This is a genomic window from Oribacterium sp. WCC10 (genome assembly GCF_900113415.1).
Lineage (GTDB): Bacteria > Bacillota > Clostridia > Lachnospirales > Lachnospiraceae > Oribacterium.
Genome location: NZ_FOPH01000027.1, coordinates 1 through 16,923, shown reverse-complemented (window position 1 = coordinate 16,923; position 16,923 = coordinate 1). Strand labels below are relative to the sequence as shown.

Genomic DNA, 16,923 nt, shown 5'->3' with positions numbered 1-16,923 from the left:
GAGACTTAGGGATACGCTGATATAATCAGTGTTTCCCTGGTATTTGAATTCAAGGATGTCAGGGATATACGGGTAAATATGAAACGGGTGAATTTTGAAACATTGGAAGAAACTGTAAGAGAGCTGAGGGAGCGACATATTAATTTTAAATTCAGAGCATTCGGACTTATAGGAATACTTGTTGTGGCCGTGATAGCCATAATAGTGAAAAAATATCCTGTCAGTTTCGGACTCTTACTTGCGGCGGTTGCGTACCATCTGTTATTCTTCAGGCCTTTTGAAAAACAGTATATATCTGATGTGAATGAGAGCAATGTCCTTTTTACGATTGCAAGACTGCTGGGAACGAATGAAGTAATGAAAAACGGATCGGAGCAGCTCACAAAAAAAGAGATTGAAGTGGCTCAGCTGGTTCCGGTACTTCCTGGACAGGATGGAGTTTCCTTTTATGAAACTGTTCAGGGAGAGTGTCGGGGCATGAAGGTCACAGTATCAGATGTTGTCATAAGTGAGGACTTCAGGTTAAAGGACAGTGGTACAAGAGGAAAGAAACGCGTCTTTCAGAACTGTGGATGCTGGACACATATAGAGCTTCCGGAGAATACCCGTTATGACTTCAGAATGTTTGAAGAGGATGCAGTTCCTACTGTTATGCAGCAGAAGTTCTATGAAGAACAGAATAACCTTAAGAAGGTCCCTGTTTCAGAGATAGGACTTAACGGGAATTACTATCTTTATGTAGGGCAGTGCAGGAAAAAAGAGCATGAAGATGCAGAGGATAATGCATTGATACCTGCAATGGCACAGAAGATCAGAATGCTGCCGCCCGAAAAATTTGTGGCGAGATTTGAAGATATCGATAAATATACTCCCGGTAAAATTGCGGTAAGTGTTCGTGGGAATATAGTGGATGTTTACATTCGCAGCAGATTCCTTGCAATGGCAGTTTCCACAAGTTCGGCTCCCACTGAGCAGAGTCTGACATTTGATCCATATCCGGAGTTAAAGATGATATTGGAACTGGCAGAGAATCTTGGAGTATAAGAATTTAATGCAAATGATAAGAATCCGGTCAGGGAAATGCTGATTAAAGCGTTTCTCTGCCCGGATTTTCGATGTGAAGCATCACTTTCCTTTGAAAATCTGTGCCCCTGTGTCGGAGGCTGTGATGAAACACTGAAATAATCAGTGTATCCTTAGTTATTTTAAGTCTATCGCCTGTTACTCATTAAGTTTGGTTAAGTGAACCTTTGGCTTATAATAGCGGTCAGGGGATAAATTTTTCTATAGCGTGAAAGATAATGTAACGTCAGCCCTTTGAGAATGAAATCCATTGGGCTGACGTTTTTTAGAAAGGAAATGAGATGACAGACACACCGGTTATTACAAAAATGAAAGTCATTCCCGTTGCGGGTTTTGACAGCATGCTGATGACATTATCTGGATGCCATGCGCCTGCATTTACAAGAAATCTTGTTGTACTGGAGGATAATGCCGGACATCAGGGTGTAGGCGAGATTCATGGAGGAGATTATACTTGTGATTGTTTAAATGCAGTACGCCCTCTTGTGGAGGGACAGCCTGTATCAAAGTATCGCCAGATACTTCAGAAGATTCACAGGATTGGAAATCCTGCAACGGAAGATGATGGAGAGGGGATACAGACTCTTGATATTTCAAAGCTTAAATTTGTTGTAAAGAGCGAGTGGGCTATCGAGTGTGCCATGATGGATCTGATGGGGCAGTTCCTTGGTGTTCCAATGTGTGATCTTTTGGGCGAGGGACAGCAGAGAAAAGAAGTAGAGATGCTAGGGTATCTTTTCTACGTTTCCGATAAGAAAAAGGTTCCTGTTGGGGATATGCAGTATCTTGATGAAAGTAACAGTCTTGATCCATGGTTCAGACTGAGACGTGAAGAGATACTTACACCTGAGAGAATAGTTGAAGAGGCTGAGGCAGTATCCGAAAAGTATGGTTTTAAGAACTTTAAGCTTAAGGGTGGAGTTCTTTCGGGATCAGACGAAATGGATGCCTGCAGAGCACTTAAGAAGAGGTTCCCGGATGCCCGTATTAATATTGATCCGAATGGCGCATGGAGTCTGAAAGAAGCTATAGAACTATGCAGGGATATGCACGATGTGATCACATACATGGAGGATCCTTGCGGACCTGAGGCAGGTTATTCAAGCCGTGAGATAATGCGTGAGTTTAAGAATGCAACCCGTTTCCAGGTTGCAACCAACATGATAGCGACAGACTGGAGACAGTTCTATCACACTGTAAGCCAGAACGCCTGTGACATCATACTTGCGGATCCTCATTTCTGGGGATTTGACGGTGCTGTCCGCATGTCCCAGCTTCTTGAGTCATGGGGACTTACATGGGGCGTTCACTCCAACAATCATTTTGATATTACTCTTGCTGCTTTTGCTCAGGTGGGTGCCGCAGCGGTAGGTACACCTGCACCTCTCGACACACACTGGATCTGGCAGGATGGTCAGAATCTTCTTTATGATACTCCTAAGATCGTGAATGGTAAGCTTCAGGTTCCTGACGCTCCGGGGCTCGGAGTTCATCTCAATATGGATAGGGTTATGGAGGCTAACAGGCTCTACAAAAGTCTTCCGAGTCATGACAGGGATGATGCGAAGTCTATGCAGTACCTGATTCCTGGGTGGAAATATGATCATAAGAAGCCTTGCCTTGTAAGGTGATGTGTATCCGGACGAAAAAATGAGTCTTCATGTCAACGCCTCACTGCGGTGAAAGAACATAATGCTCAAGAAATCCGACAAGGATTGGACACTTACGTGTTCATCTCTGCCGGATTTTTTCGCTTCATGTTCTTTCAGGTAGCAAGGCTTGTTGACATTGAAGATTCATTTTTTCTGTGGGTTTACCTTTCATTTTACACCATGATTACAGACGGACTGCTGATAGCCTGTTTCCAGAGTTCAAAAAGACGTCGTTCCGGAGCCGTAATATAAGTTCCTTTATGAAATGCCACACAACGCATCCACTGTAGATCTTTATTTATACGGAAGTATGCAATAGGGAACTTTTCATTCACGTATGATTCCGGGAAAAATGCCGGTCCCAGCTGGTTTATAGCCATCTTAAGAACTGTTACGGAACTTGAGGATTCGAAAAGAATCTTAGGCTGCATGGATATATCTCTGAAAGACTGGTCAAGCATCTTCCTCAGTATGGTTTCCTGAGACGGCATGATGAAGCTTTCGTTTTTTAACTGTGTGATATCAATATACGGCAATGTTTTCCAGCTGTCTTTACCCGCCATAGATGCAAGAGGATGAGAAGTTGGGATTCCGAGTATAACTGACTCCGGAGAAAGATCTATATGATCAAAAGCCGGATTTAAGGGATTCAGTTTTGAGTAGCTGAGGAATGCAAATCCAACTTCATGGTGAAGCAGCATTTGCTCCATCTTAGGAACTCTGGCACATTCGAGATGAATGGTGAAATCCGGATACTCCTGATGAAACTGCGGATATATATCTGCAAATGTAGCTGCTCCACGTTCCGGAGTACAGGCAACTGAAAATTCACCTACGGTATTGTTGGCACTGTCTCTGATTATCTTATAGGTATCATTTTTTATGGTTAAGATATTTCTCGCGGCTGAGATATAAAGGCGTCCTGCAAATGTAGGTATCATTTTGTGATAGCGCCTTTCAAAAAGAGGAGTTCCCAGTTCCTTTTCAAGTTTTAGGAGCTGCTGGTTAAGAGCCGATTGTGTAACGAACATCTTTTCTGCGGCCTTGGCGATGCTTTCCTCGTTATATATTGCAATGATATTTTCCAAAGGTTTCAAATCCATTCTGTTTGTTTCTCCTGATAATCCAGATTAACAAAAAATCGAAATTTGTTCACAAAGTTTATGAATAAAGCTTAGGAAGTATAAAATGATTAAACATTTGCACCAAATACAAGTGATTTTGCATAATATCAATTCGGTATTTTGTGCAATAAGACTTTTGTAAGTGCTTCCATTGGGATTGCCCGGTACACTTAATAATACTAAGTCTAATCAACTAATTCGATTAAGTTCAATTAAGATTACTGCCAATTTATAATACAGTCAACGTTAAATGAAGCGAAAAAAAGATTGAATTTAATGCCAAAGACTTTCGAGACTTACATATTTATTGTATGTGCAGATTCAACAGAGATGAATACAATCACACAACCATTAGTCCGGATGAAGGCATTTCTTTTGACTTAAGAAGAGTGGTTTCAAGCTTCATGATTTCAGGAGGACGAAATGAACAAAAAGAGACTGTTAACAGGATTGGTTATCGCGGCTATGTCTGCTGCACTTATGGGTTGCGGCGCTTCAGGTGGCGCTAAAACATCAGGTGAACTTCCGAAGAATATTGAGGTTCAGGTTCCTGCAAAGGCAGGCGGCGGAACCGATGTCATGGCAAGAACCCTTGGTCAGGAGGTAGCCACACAGACAGGATCAAATGTAACTATAGTTAACAATACTGACGGTGGTGGAGTAGTTTCCATGGAGACGGTTCGTACGGCAAAGGGCGATGGCGCAAAAATCCTTCAGTATCATGCGTCAATGCTTATCAAGTCTGCCACAAAGGTTTATGACAAGACTGCCACTGATGATTTCAAGGTCTTCGCAGTAAGCCAGGGAACAGAAAAGGGACAGTATATTCTTGTAACTTCTGCTGATTCAGATATGAAGACGATTGATGATTTCGTAAGCAAGGGTAAGTCCGGTGAGATTAAGATGGGTATCGAGACAGGCGGAACAACACATGTTATCACAGGACTAATGGCCAAGGCTTCGGGAATCAATGTCAAGTATGTTGAGTCAGGATCAGATACCGAGAAGCTTACAGCACTTGTTGGAAATACCATCGATGCCTGCATCGTTAATGTTAATCAGGCCAAGCAGTATGTTGAGTCAGGTAAGGCAAATGCTCTTGCTGTTGTCACAAACGGTGAAGAGGGTGCAAGATCTTCAGTTCTTCCTGATGTACCATCTCTTACGGAATCCGGCATTGACTGTTCTTTTGTTTCCTACAATATCTTTGCAGGACCTAAGGACATGGATGAGGCAGTTGCAAAGAAGCTTTATGATGCATATGCAGCGGCCGCACAGAGCAAGGCGGTAAATGAGGTTCTTGAGCCTGCAGGCATGGCTATGGAGTTCCTGCCATATGAAGAAGGTCCAAAGAAGCTTGCGGATATGCAGGCAAGTATCAACTCAGTAGTTGAAGAACTTGGACTTGTACAGAAGTAATGACTATTATGCTCACATTGTTTCTGAGCGGAACGATGTGGGCATTACTTATATAAGTCCTGCATAATATGGAAAAAAACCGGATGATCCCGGCTTATGCTGGGCTTAAAGAGTATAAAAGGAGATTGATAATGAAGGTTACCAGAGATCAGATAACCGGAGCTGTGATTGTGGCTCTCGGCATATTTGTATTCGTGATGATCAGCAGTTTTAAAGTTCCGTTTAAAGCAAGCTACCCCGGTCCCAAAGCATTACCCGGACTTGCAGCCATTGGCTTTGTCATCTGCGGTGCAGGGATTTTTTTGGAAGGCTGCAGGAATAAGGTCGAAAAGACTTTCCTTGTAAAGGAAGGCTGGATAAAACTCATCGTAAATATCGTTGCCATCGCTGCATATATCCTTGTAATGAAGTACCTTGGTTTCTTCATAGCCACACCTGTATATCTTTATGCATTATCAACCTGGTATGCAAAAGGATATGAAACAAAGCCGGTGACAAGGATCATATTTTCACTAGGTATGACGGCAGTGATCTTTCTGGCATATCAGATAGCTTTCGGATATCAGCTTCCGATGGGAATATTCGGATAAGAGGGGAGGAATAGAAATGTTGGAAAATGCAGCGTTTATCATTGCACAGATCACGAATCCTCTTAACCTGTTACTTCTACTTGTTGGTAATGTTATCGGAATCGTGTTTGGTGCAATCCCGGGACTTAACGGAACCATGGCGGTTATGCTATTCATGCCACTTACTTACGGAATGTCCACAGGCCCGGCGATAGTATTTCTTTTATCACTTTGGATCGGGGGATGCTCAGGCGGATTTATCGGATCTGTTCTTCTTGGTATTCCGGGTTCGCCTTCGTCTGTTGCAACCTGCTTTGACGGGCATCCTATGGCTAAAAAGGGACAGGCGGGAAGAGCCCTGGCCATAGGTATGACAGCGTCGTTTATAGGAACATTTTTCAGTGCGGTAGTAGGCGCCATCCTGGCACAGACTGTTGCAAATATTGCATTTGCTATTGGTCCATGGGAGTATTTCGGCCTCTGCTTCATGGCTATCACAATGGTGCTTGCCATTTCAAAGGGCAATATGCTTAAGGGCCTTTCAAGTGCCTGTCTCGGACTCCTTCTTGCATCAGTCGGCTATTCACCTATAGATGCGCAAGCCAGATTTACCTTTGACAATATGTACCTTATGGGCGGCCTCGGTATGACTGTGGTTCTCATCGGTATCTTCGGTGTGAGCATGATGATCATCGCTCATGCAAAGGGTTTTGATCCGCTGCCAACAGTTGACACCAACATGATAAAGGGAATAGGTATCAAATTCTCTGATATAAGAGAAAATATCGTAAACATTATCCGCTCTTTTCTTATCGGACTTGGAATCGGATTCCTTCCGGGCATGGGCTCAGGACTTTCCAATCTTGTTGCCTACTCTATGGCAAAGAACAATTCAAAACATCCTGAGGCTTTCGGAACAGGTAATCCGGAGGGCGTCTGGGCTTCCGAGTGTTCCAACAATGCTTCCATCGGTGGCGCCATGATTCCTATGGCGGCTCTCGGCATCCCGGGAGACTCATGTACAGCCCTCCTTATAGGTGCTCTTACCATTCACGGGCTTGAAATGGGACCTATGGTTTTCAGAAACAGTGGTGACATCGTTTACCTTATGTTTGTGGTTGTTGCCATCTGTGCGGCAGTTTGCTTTGTGCTTCAGGCTATCGGAATGAGGGTGTTCCCACAGATTCTGAAGGTGCCATATCATTATATGTATCCGGCGCTTATCGTGGTTTCTCTTATCAGTGCCTATGTTGATTCATCATCACTTTATAAGTGCGGAATGATGCTGTTCTTCGCTGTTATCGGTTGTATCATGGCTTACGGCGGACTGCCCCAGTCACCGCTGATCCTTGCATTTATCCTCGGACCGACCATGGAAAGCAATATGCTTAAGGCATTCCAAAACACTGAAACAGTTGCAACATTCTTCACCCGCCCTATTTCATGTGTGTTTAATGTTATCGCAATATGCTGTGTGTTCTCGCCTGTCATAAAGATGGTTTTCGCCAGGGTCGTAAAGAAAGAAGATAAGAAAGTGGATACTGCCGCGTGACAAGAGAAAAAATGATTATGGTATTTGCATAAATGATGTAAATACTATGTGTGATACATCGAAAGAATAGAAACATACAGAATATAGTGATTTTGGAAATAAAACGAAAGAAGGAATTTTTATGCCATTCAGATGTTCAAAGGCTCTGCCGGATCCTGTACGGACCCTCTGTGAAGAGCCGTGGAAATATGCGGTGGAACCTTTTCAGGTTTCACCCAGAACCTACTATGTGGGAGGTCAGACATGGGTGGGTGCATATATCATTGATACCGGTGCCGGACTTATACTGTTGGATACCGGTATTGCGGAAAGTGCTTATATGATGGTGGACTCCATTTATAAGTTGGGATACAGAATGTCAGATATAAGGATGATACTCATAAGTCATGCTCATCTTGATCACTTCGGAGGAGCTGCCATTATGCATCACCTTACCGGTGCTCCTGTATATATGTCAAAGGAAGATGATGAATTCATGCAGAAGGTGCCTGAGGAAACAGAACTGCCTCACGATATGTGGCATGTTCAGCATATCAGAGTGGATAAGCATTACAGTGATGATAATGCCATAACTCTCGGAGACATTTCCATACGTACACTTCTTACCCCGGGTCATACGATCGGATGTACCAGTTTCTTTTGGGATGAAAAGAATCCTGTGACAGGTGAAACCTACACTGTTGCAATGCATGGTGGTGTGGGTGCCAATACCATGAACGATGATTATTACAGCACCAGCAAATACCTGACTCCTGATCTTAGAGAACGCTTCTTTAATGATGCAGAGAAGTTAAAGAAGATTCATGTGGATATAGCACTTCCGTCACATCCGAATCAGATAGAAATAATGGACAGGGCGGGATCATATACTCATGAGAGTCAGCCTTATCTCGACGATACGGTCTGGGCGGATTTTATCGATGAGAGAGTGCGTCAGGTGAAGGCACTGATGAAATGAGAAAGTAAATAAATGAAACGAAATGAAATATTTTAATCATGGAATGATTCATTTGACGAAATGCACATTATATATATTATTTTTGGATATTTTACGTGTTGTGACAAAATCGTGAATTATATATCATGACCATACAAGATTTATAGAAAAGTCTGGAGACAGAAAAGTCTCCGATAAAACGGTATTAATGAAGGATATGTGCATTAATCCGAAATGAAAGATCAATCAGTATTAAAAACGAAAGTGAGGATTTTCAGATGAAAGTTGGTTTTCTTGGACTTGGTATCATGGGTCGTCCGATGGCAAAGAATCTTTTAAAGGCCGGTCATGAGCTTATGGTTTATGATTTCAATCAGGAGGCGGTAAATGATGTTGCTTCCTGTGGAGCAAAGGCAGGTACCTGCGGCAAGGATCTTGCGGAGTTTGCTGATGTTGTTATCACAATGGTCCCAAACTCACCACATGTACGCGCTGCTGTATTTAATGAGAAGGGTCTTGCGGAGGGCTTCCGTAAAGGTGAGTCAGTTCTCATCGATATGTCATCCATCGACCCGGTTGAGTCAAAGAAGATTTCTGCAGATCTTGAGAAGCTTGGCGTAGATATGCTTGATGCTCCTGTATCAGGCGGTGAACCAAAGGCTATCGACGGAACACTTTCTGTAATGGTTGGAGGAAAGAAGGAGACATTTGACAAGTACTATGACATGCTCATGGTTATGGCAGGTTCAGTAGTATACGTTGGACCTATCGGTTCAGGAAATGTTGCAAAGCTCGCAAACCAGATGGTTGTTGCTGCAAACATCGGTATCGTTGCAGAGGCACTTACATTTGCCAAGAAGGCAGGAACAGATCCTGAGCTTGTATATCAGGCTATCCGCGGCGGTCTTGCAGGTTCAACAGTTATGGATGCAAAGGCTCCTATGATGCTTTCAGGCAACTACAAGCCGGGATTCAGAATCGACCTTCACATCAAGGATCTCACCAATGCCCTTAATGCTGCTCATGCCATCAATATGCCTGTTCCTATGACAGCTCAGATGATGGAAGTAATGCAGGAGCTTAAGAATCACGATGAGGGATCATGCGATCATGATGACATCGTAAGATACTATGAGAGAATGACAGGCGTTTCAATCGTAAAGAAGTAACGCCTGATCCGCAATCCGGATAAGCCATAGTTATATATCACTTGCATGCACCCGGTACTGTAAATGTTTTGATACATCCGGTACCGGGATTTTTCAAAGCATAAAAAGGAAATTCAGCTCGGGTGAAGAGCGTTTTTATATTTTGAAAAATGTTTAATACGAAAGGATATCTTATGAATACAGATTTTATCAAAGGTGTTGTGGTACCTATCATCACAGTTATCGATAAGGATGAGAAAATCGACGAAGCAGGAATGAGAAAGCAGGTTGATTATGTTATCAACGGCGGACTTCAGGGAATTCTTGCTTTCGGTTCAAACGGTGAGTTCTACCAGCTTGAAGAATCGGAGATGGAGAGAGGACTCAAGATTATGGTTGATCAGGCTGCCGGCAGAGTTCCTGTATATTTCGGAATCGGTGCCATCAATACAAAGAAGTGCATCCGTCTGGCAAAGATGGCAGTAGCAAACGGAGCTGCCTGCGTTTCCATTCTCCAGCCAATGTTTTTGAAGCCTACACATGATGAACTTTTCAATCATTTTAAGGCTATAGCCGAAGCTGTTCCGGAGACACCTGTTCTTCTTTACAACAATCCGGGGCGTGTGGGATATGGAATGACCGCAGACTTTGTAACAGAGATTGCCCATGCGGTTCCAAACATCGTGGGAATGAAGGATACCTCAGGAGATATCACACTTACAGAGGAGTTTATCAGAAGAAACAGAGACATTAACTTCAAGGTATTCGGAGGAAAGGACACACTTCTTTTTGCATCTCTTTGTCTTGGAGCTGTAGGCGGCGTATGTACTGCAGGAAACTTCATGCCTGAGCTTATAGGCGATGTTTACAATAAGTACGTAGCCGGTGATTTTGAGGGTTCACGTGAGGCTCAGTTCAAGCTTAATCCTGTTCGTCTTGCTATGGACAAGGCTTCATTCCCTGTGGCCGCAAAGGATATGGCTAACATCCGCGGTGAAAATGTAGGAGATCCTTATCTGCCATCACTTCCAACAACAAATGCTGCAACACTTGATTATTTCAGGAAGGTTATGAAGGAAGCCGGTCTCATCTGATAGCATTGGAAAAAGCTTAAAAAAGCTTATATATTCAATGAAATCATCATCGTTCATGTGGTATTATTAATTTAATACACAGGATGATGGGAGGCAGTTATGAAACATGAAGTTACACTTGGAAATGGCATAAAAGTACCGGCTCTCGGACAGGGCACCTGGTATCTCGGTGAGAGCAGTCTTCAGAGAAAAAGAGAGATAGATGGTATTCGTAAGGGTATAGAAGCGGGAATGACGCTCATTGATACAGCTGAGATGTATGGAAACGGTGCAGCAGAGGATATGCTTGGCGAAGCAATCAGTACCGTTGACAGGAAAAGTCTATATCTGGTTTCAAAGGTTCTTCCCACAAATGCAGGCGGAAAACGAATGCGTCAGGCTCTTCAAAGAAGTCTTTCCCGCATGGGAGTGGATTATCTTGACCTGTATCTTTATCACTGGAGAGGTTCCTTTAAGCTTTCAGAGACAGTTTCAAGACTTGAGGAGCTTAGAGCAGAGGGTCTTATCAAAGCATGGGGCGTTTCTAACTTTGATATAGATGACATGGAGGAACTTTGGAGTGTACCGGATGGAAAGAACTGCCTTGTGAATCAGGTTCTTTATCATACAGGTTCAAGAGGTATAGAGTACTCTTTGCTTCCTTGGATGTTGGAGCATAATGTGGCACTTATGTCCTACTGTCCGCTTGCCCAGGCAGGTTCACTGAAGAGAGGTCTCATGCAGAATCATACTTTAGAGGAAATTGCCAAGAAATACGGGGTAGCTGTACCGGAAATCCTTCTTGCGTGGAACATAAGGAACGGACATACCATCGCTATACCAAGGAGTTCGCGACCCGAGCATACTCTGTCCAATGCTCATGCAGACAGTATTGAACTGACAGAAGAGGAACTTGCTCTCATAGACAAGGCATATCCTGCGCCGACCCGCAAGGAATATCTTGATATGCAGTAATGGGAGGTGTATTACCGCTATTAAAGGTACACCGTATGATTTATAGATGCGGGAGCTTTTGATCTGCTGACATTTAAAACTCAGAGTTTAAGGGAAACGCTGATTAAAGCGTTTCTCTGGCCGGATTTTTGATGCGAAGCATCAAATTCATATGAAAATCCGTGCCCGACGCAGGAGGCTATGAGGAACCACTGATATAATCAGTGGTTCCTCAGTAATAATGCTTATACAGACATCAGTATTTCTAATCTTACTAAGAGCGTGGTTTTCTGTACCATGCTCTTTTTTGATGCTAAAATACAAAAATGAAACAGGTTGAAATGATTTGAAATTATCGATATGAGGCATTGATTTATACCACAGTAATGTAAGTGATCAGGTCGGAATCCGAATGAATGTGCTTACCCGTTCGGATTTATAAATATACTTTTTGGAGGAGATATGGCGAATATAGCGCTACTGGTACCCAATGATGAACTGTTCAGACTTTCCCATGATGTTCTGCAGGAAATGAAGAAGCGTCTTTTTCTGATGAAAGTAATTGAAACGGAAAGTGCAGTGACAGAAGCCCGTCAGGCCATAAACCAGGGGGCAGACATCATTATAGCGAGAGGTCTTCAGGCCACAGTCATAAAACAGTATACGGATGTTTCTGTTGTGGAGATAATCATGACGCGACAGGGACTCATAAATATGCTTGAAAGGGCGAAGCGGATTTTAGGGAAGAAGAATCCTAATATCGCTATAGTCATGTCCAAAAATATGGCCTGTGATATGACCGGTATAGGAGAAAAGTGTGGAGTCAACTTAAGAGAGTATCTTATACAGAATCCTGAGCTTTTGAAATCTGCTGCCATGCAGGCGATAGAGGACAAAGCAGACCTTATCATAGGGGGATCCACGGTTCTCAGCATGGCAGATAATGCAGGAATACCGGCGCTGTATCTCGCAAATACTGAGGATGCGGTGAAAAATGCCATCAAAGAGGCATTTCTCCTTGCGGATACATTTGAGAACGGCGAGATACCGGTTAATGGTATACGCATTAAGGAAAAGGGAGCAGGTAAAGAAGATAATTCATTTGTGAATTTTCCATATAAGAGTCAGAAGATGCAGAAAGCTGTGGATCTTGCGGAAAAGCTTTCAAAGACGGATTGTCCAAAGATTATCGTTGAACCTGTGGGAAATCTTCATAGAGCCTTTATCAATGCCATACATAACAGCTCGAAACACTCAAAGGAAAAACTTGTTATTTATGACTGTGAGAAGGGTAAGTCTGCCTATGATGATCTATACGGTCGTAATGGAAAGGTCAATGATTCTCTTAAGGGTTCCCTCGTTATAAACAATATAGAGTATCTGGATGAAAGATCGCAAAAGAAACTGCTTGAGATCCTGATGTTCAGGCATGTCATCATGGTGGCAAAGAATGAAAACTACATGGTTCATTTCATACCCGATCTTTACGCAAGGATGTCTGCATTTGTCATCAAAATCCCGTCTCTTTCGGAGACACCTGAGGACATCGCATATCTTGCCAATGTCTATATGCAGAGCGTGACGGAACGCTATGGAAAGTATCATATTCTTACAAAGGACGGAGAGAAGGAACTGGAGCTTCATGGATGGAATGGAGGTAGGATTCAGCTTGAAAGTTTTATAGAGAGACTTGTTATAAGCGCAGAGCACAGAAACCTGAAGGCGGCAGATATAAAAGAACTATATGATGAGCTTTATGGAAAAGAAACCGTAGACAGACTTTCTGAGGTTGCTGAGAACTGTAGTGAAAGCGGTGACATGGTGGATGAGACTATTTATGACAAAAAAGAGGATTTCGGAATGGCGGAGTTTTCCGGGAACGGGAAAAGGGTTATCCGTAACCTGACTGTTCAGGATCTTGAAAGGGATCGCATACTAAAGATCATCAGCAAAAACATGGGAAATCGAGAGAAAACCGCTGCAGAGCTTGGAATAAGCAAAACAACACTTTGGAGAAAACTGAAGAGATATGACATACTTTGAACCGGGTGTGTGATGATGAGGGATGGATGGCCGCATCTCACCTTACAAACCGGCACCTCGACTTGGATCTCATCTGCAATTCAGCATGTATGGTCGGATTCTGATGTATTTTGACAGAATATGAGCTGTATTGAAACTATTTGAAATGTCTCGAATTGTTTTGACGTATGAAGCAAAATTACTGACGTCCTTTGTGATGATTTGAGATTGTTTATAAATGAGATATTTAATAAGATATGATCGTAAAGATTACCAAAGAAGAAATGATGATTTCAGAGAGTAATAGTGATCTTTAAGGTAAAGATAAACTTAATGCGATGATTTTCTACGCGGACAAAAGAAAAACAGCGATTAACAGGATCTTTAATATTGTGAAGGAACCATCCGTCAGGAACTATACAGGATGTTTCCTGAGAAGAGGAGAAAAGATATGAAGATAGGATTTGTCGGACTTGGAATCATGGGTAAGCCGATGGCTAAGAACCTTATCAAGGCAGGACATGATGTAGTTGTTACAACACATAAGCGGGAAGTTATAGATGAGTTTGTTGCTCTTGGAGCGAAAGGTGCCAGGAATGCAGCAGATGAAGTAAAGCAGGGATGTGAAGTAATCATCACCATGCTTCCAAACAGCCCACAGGTTCGTGAGGTTACACTTGGAGCAGGCGGTGTCATCGAAGGCGGCAGATCAGATGTGACAGTTCTTGATATGTCATCTATCGATCCGGTTGAATCACAGAAGATATCTGCAGAGCTTGCAAAACAGGGTATCGATATGCTTGACTGTCCTGTATCAGGTGGTGAGCCAAAGGCTATTGACGGAACACTTTCTGTTATGGTCGGCGGAAAGAAGGAAACATTTGACAAGTACGTATCAGTACTTAAGGCGATGGCTTCATCAGTTGTTTATGTAGGACCAAGCGGTTCCGGAAATGTTGCGAAGCTCGCGAACCAGATGATTGTTGCTGCAAACATCGGTGTTGTTGCAGAGGCATTAACCTTTGCAAAGAAGGCCGGAACTGATCCGAGACTTGTTTACGAAGCTATCAGAGGCGGATTGGCAGGCTCAACAGTTCTTGATGCCAAGGCTCCTATGATGCTTTCCGGAAATTACAATCCGGGATTCCGCATCAAACTTCATATCAAGGATCTCACCAATGCATTAAATGCCGCTCATGCAATCAACATGCCTGTTCCTATGACAGCACATATGATGGAAGTTATGCAGGAGCTTATGAATCATGATGAGGCTGACTGCGATCATGATGATATTGTAAGATACTATGAGAGAATGACCGGTGTTTCCGTCAGGGAAGACTGATCATAAGCGGTTGCTGCTCAAAGTATGTTATCGTTTAAAAGTGACAGACATTAGATGTCTGTCACTTTCATGATGGATGTATAATGGATTGTTTGAAATCATTCATTGGGAGGAACATAGAGTGGATTACAGAGTATTTGGAGATCAGATAGTTTTAAGGGTAGACCGCGGTGAGGAAATCATGGCGTCTGTTACAAAGGTGTGCGAGGAAGAGAATATAAGGCTTGGATCGATTGTTGGTCTCGGTGCGGCTGACCATCTTGTTATGGGATTGTACGATGTCGATGCGCAGCAGTTCAATGAGACAAGACTTGATATTCCTCTTGAGATAACATCAATTGTTGGAAATATTACCGAAATAAATGGGAAACCGTATCTTCACATCCACATCAACGCTTCCGATTCGGAAGGTCATACCTATGGTGGACATCTGAAGGAAGTCAGGATAAGCGGGACATCAGAACTGTTTATTACAGTGATTGATGGACACGTTGGAAGAGAAAAGGATAACATCACAAATACAGGACTTAATCTGTTCAAGTTTGACTGACGAGGAATCATAATGAAATTTTTATTTGCATCAGACTCATTTAAGGGAACTTTATCAAGTGACCAGACCATCGAATTGCTCAATAAGGCGGTTCGCGAGGTATTTGGAGAGTGTGAGACGGATGGTGTTCCCGTTGCTGATGGCGGTGAGGGAACAACAGAAGCTGTAGTTAAAGCAAGACATGGTGAGATTGTTAATGTTGATGTCCATGGACCGCTCATGGAAACGGAACATGCCTTCTACGGAAAGCTTTCGGATAAAGAGGCCATACTTGAGATGGCAGCAGCCTCAGGACTTCCTATGGTTCCTGAAGATAAAAGAAATCCGTTAAATACAACTACTTATGGAACAGGAGAGCTTCTTAAAGCGGCTCTTGACGAGGGTTATACAGATATAGCCATTGCCATCGGTGGTTCGGCCACAAACGATGGCGGCATGGGATTTGCAAGAGCTCTCGGAATAAGATTTATAGATGAAGATGGTAAGGAACTTGAAGGAAAGGGCAGTGACCTTGTAAAAGTACGACATATAGATGTCACCGGTCTTGATCCTGCTGTGAAGAATGCTCATTTCACTGTTATGTGTGATGTAACCAATCCTCTTTGCGGTCCTGACGGAGCGACTTATACTTTTGGAAAACAGAAGGGCGGTACTCCTGAGATACTGGATGAGCTTGAGAGCGGAATGAAGAACTATAGGGATGTGATCATTAAAGAATTCGGTATCAATCCCGATGAGATTCAGGGAACCGGTGCTGCCGGAGGTCTGGGAGCCGCTCTTAAGGTATTCCTGAAAGCAGAGATGAAATCCGGTATCGATACGGTACTTGATCTCATTGACTTTGATGGACGTTTAAAGGGAGTTGATCTTGTTGTAACCGGTGAAGGCAGAACCGACTGGCAGTCCTGCTTCGGAAAGGTTATGCAGGGTATAGGGGATCGTTCGAAGAATCATCAGGTGCCGGTGGCTGCGCTTTGCGGAAGTCTTGGCCCTGACTATGAGAAGATCTATGAGCATGGTATCAGCTCCATCATGACAACTGTTGACGGACCAATGCCGTTGAAGGATGCTCTTGATAATGCAGAAGATCTCTATTATAAGGGTGCTGTCCGTATGTTCAGGTTCATCAAAGCCGGTATGACACTCAGTGCCGGATGAATATCGACAGCATTTGACAACCACTGATAAGATAAAATCCTGTCATGGTTTTGATACAATGTTCAGCATACCATCTTAAAATGATAAAAAAAGACTTTAGATATCACTATTGGGACATCTAAAGTCTTTTTTAGTAGCTTAAAATGAAGTTGACATGAAGTGATCAGCTTTACATTTTATGTGATTTATGAATGCTGAATCATTCCAATATCTTAACGAATGAGTTCCATAAGATAAATGCGTTACATCAATGATATGTAATGATGTAAGGGTCAAAAGTACCAAATCACGTGCTTGCACGATGATTTGAGACTTTATGACCCGCCCGAACACGAATAAC

14 protein-coding genes are annotated in these 16,923 nt (G+C 42.9%); 13 read left to right on the top strand and 1 reads right to left on the bottom strand.

Annotation, left to right across the window (positions count from 1 at the left end; all coding sequences use genetic code 11):
* Positions 1-78 precede the first annotated feature (78 nt).
* Both BM294_RS14275 and BM294_RS14270 read left to right on the top strand, forming a co-directional pair.
* Positions 79-1,044: a hypothetical protein gene (locus BM294_RS14275; RefSeq protein WP_091209611.1), complete on the top strand. Its 966-nt coding sequence runs from the start codon at positions 79-81 to the stop codon at positions 1,042-1,044.
* 320 nt (positions 1,045-1,364) lie between these two features.
* On the top strand, positions 1,365-2,714 hold the full coding sequence (locus BM294_RS14270; RefSeq protein WP_091209609.1) for an enolase C-terminal domain-like protein: 1,350 nt from the start codon (positions 1,365-1,367) through the stop codon (positions 2,712-2,714).
* 194 nt (positions 2,715-2,908) lie between these two features.
* Here the strand turns inward: BM294_RS14270 and BM294_RS14265 are convergent, their stop codons facing one another.
* Positions 2,909-3,838, bottom strand: a complete 930-nt coding sequence (locus BM294_RS14265) for a LysR family transcriptional regulator (protein ID WP_091209607.1) — start codon at positions 3,836-3,838, stop codon at positions 2,909-2,911.
* A 444-nt stretch (positions 3,839-4,282) separates the two neighbouring features.
* Between BM294_RS14265 and BM294_RS14260 the strand changes: the two genes are divergently transcribed.
* The 11 genes from BM294_RS14260 to BM294_RS14210 all read left to right on the top strand — a co-directional run bounded on the left by BM294_RS14260 (position 4,283) and on the right by BM294_RS14210 (position 16,583).
* Entirely contained in the window at positions 4,283-5,278 is a 996-nt protein-coding gene (locus tag BM294_RS14260; RefSeq protein ID WP_091209606.1) for a Bug family tripartite tricarboxylate transporter substrate binding protein, read from the top strand.
* A gap of 131 nt (positions 5,279-5,409) precedes the next feature.
* Positions 5,410-5,868, top strand: a complete 459-nt coding sequence (locus BM294_RS14255; protein ID WP_175494710.1) for a tripartite tricarboxylate transporter TctB family protein — start codon at positions 5,410-5,412, stop codon at positions 5,866-5,868.
* A 16-nt stretch (positions 5,869-5,884) separates the two neighbouring features.
* Positions 5,885-7,399: a tripartite tricarboxylate transporter permease gene (locus BM294_RS14250; protein ID WP_091209602.1), complete on the top strand. Its 1,515-nt coding sequence runs from the start codon at positions 5,885-5,887 to the stop codon at positions 7,397-7,399.
* A gap of 121 nt (positions 7,400-7,520) precedes the next feature.
* Complete coding sequence (locus BM294_RS14245) at positions 7,521-8,357, top strand: MBL fold metallo-hydrolase (RefSeq protein WP_091209600.1); 837 nt, start codon at positions 7,521-7,523, stop codon at positions 8,355-8,357.
* 257 nt (positions 8,358-8,614) lie between these two features.
* Entirely contained in the window at positions 8,615-9,505 is an 891-nt protein-coding gene (gene garR / locus BM294_RS14240; RefSeq protein ID WP_091209598.1) for a 2-hydroxy-3-oxopropionate reductase, read from the top strand.
* Between the two features lie 173 nt (positions 9,506-9,678).
* Positions 9,679-10,578, top strand: coding sequence for a dihydrodipicolinate synthase family protein (locus BM294_RS14235; RefSeq protein ID WP_091209597.1), 900 nt, complete (start codon positions 9,679-9,681; stop codon positions 10,576-10,578).
* A gap of 99 nt (positions 10,579-10,677) precedes the next feature.
* A complete protein-coding gene (locus tag BM294_RS14230) occupies positions 10,678-11,532 on the top strand; it encodes an aldo/keto reductase (protein ID WP_091209595.1) in 855 nt (284 codons plus the stop codon).
* Between the two features lie 441 nt (positions 11,533-11,973).
* Positions 11,974-13,554 (top strand): PrpR N-terminal domain-containing protein, encoded by a 1,581-nt coding sequence (locus BM294_RS14225; RefSeq protein WP_091209593.1) that lies wholly within the window; start codon positions 11,974-11,976, stop codon positions 13,552-13,554.
* A gap of 430 nt (positions 13,555-13,984) precedes the next feature.
* Complete coding sequence (gene garR, locus BM294_RS14220; RefSeq protein ID WP_091209591.1) at positions 13,985-14,875, top strand: 2-hydroxy-3-oxopropionate reductase; 891 nt, start codon at positions 13,985-13,987, stop codon at positions 14,873-14,875.
* A gap of 121 nt (positions 14,876-14,996) precedes the next feature.
* A complete protein-coding gene (locus BM294_RS14215; protein ID WP_091209589.1) occupies positions 14,997-15,425 on the top strand; it encodes a PPC domain-containing DNA-binding protein in 429 nt (142 codons plus the stop codon).
* 12 nt (positions 15,426-15,437) lie between these two features.
* On the top strand, positions 15,438-16,583 hold the full coding sequence (locus BM294_RS14210) for a glycerate kinase family protein (protein ID WP_091209587.1): 1,146 nt from the start codon (positions 15,438-15,440) through the stop codon (positions 16,581-16,583).
* The last annotated feature ends 340 nt before the right edge of the window (positions 16,584-16,923 follow it).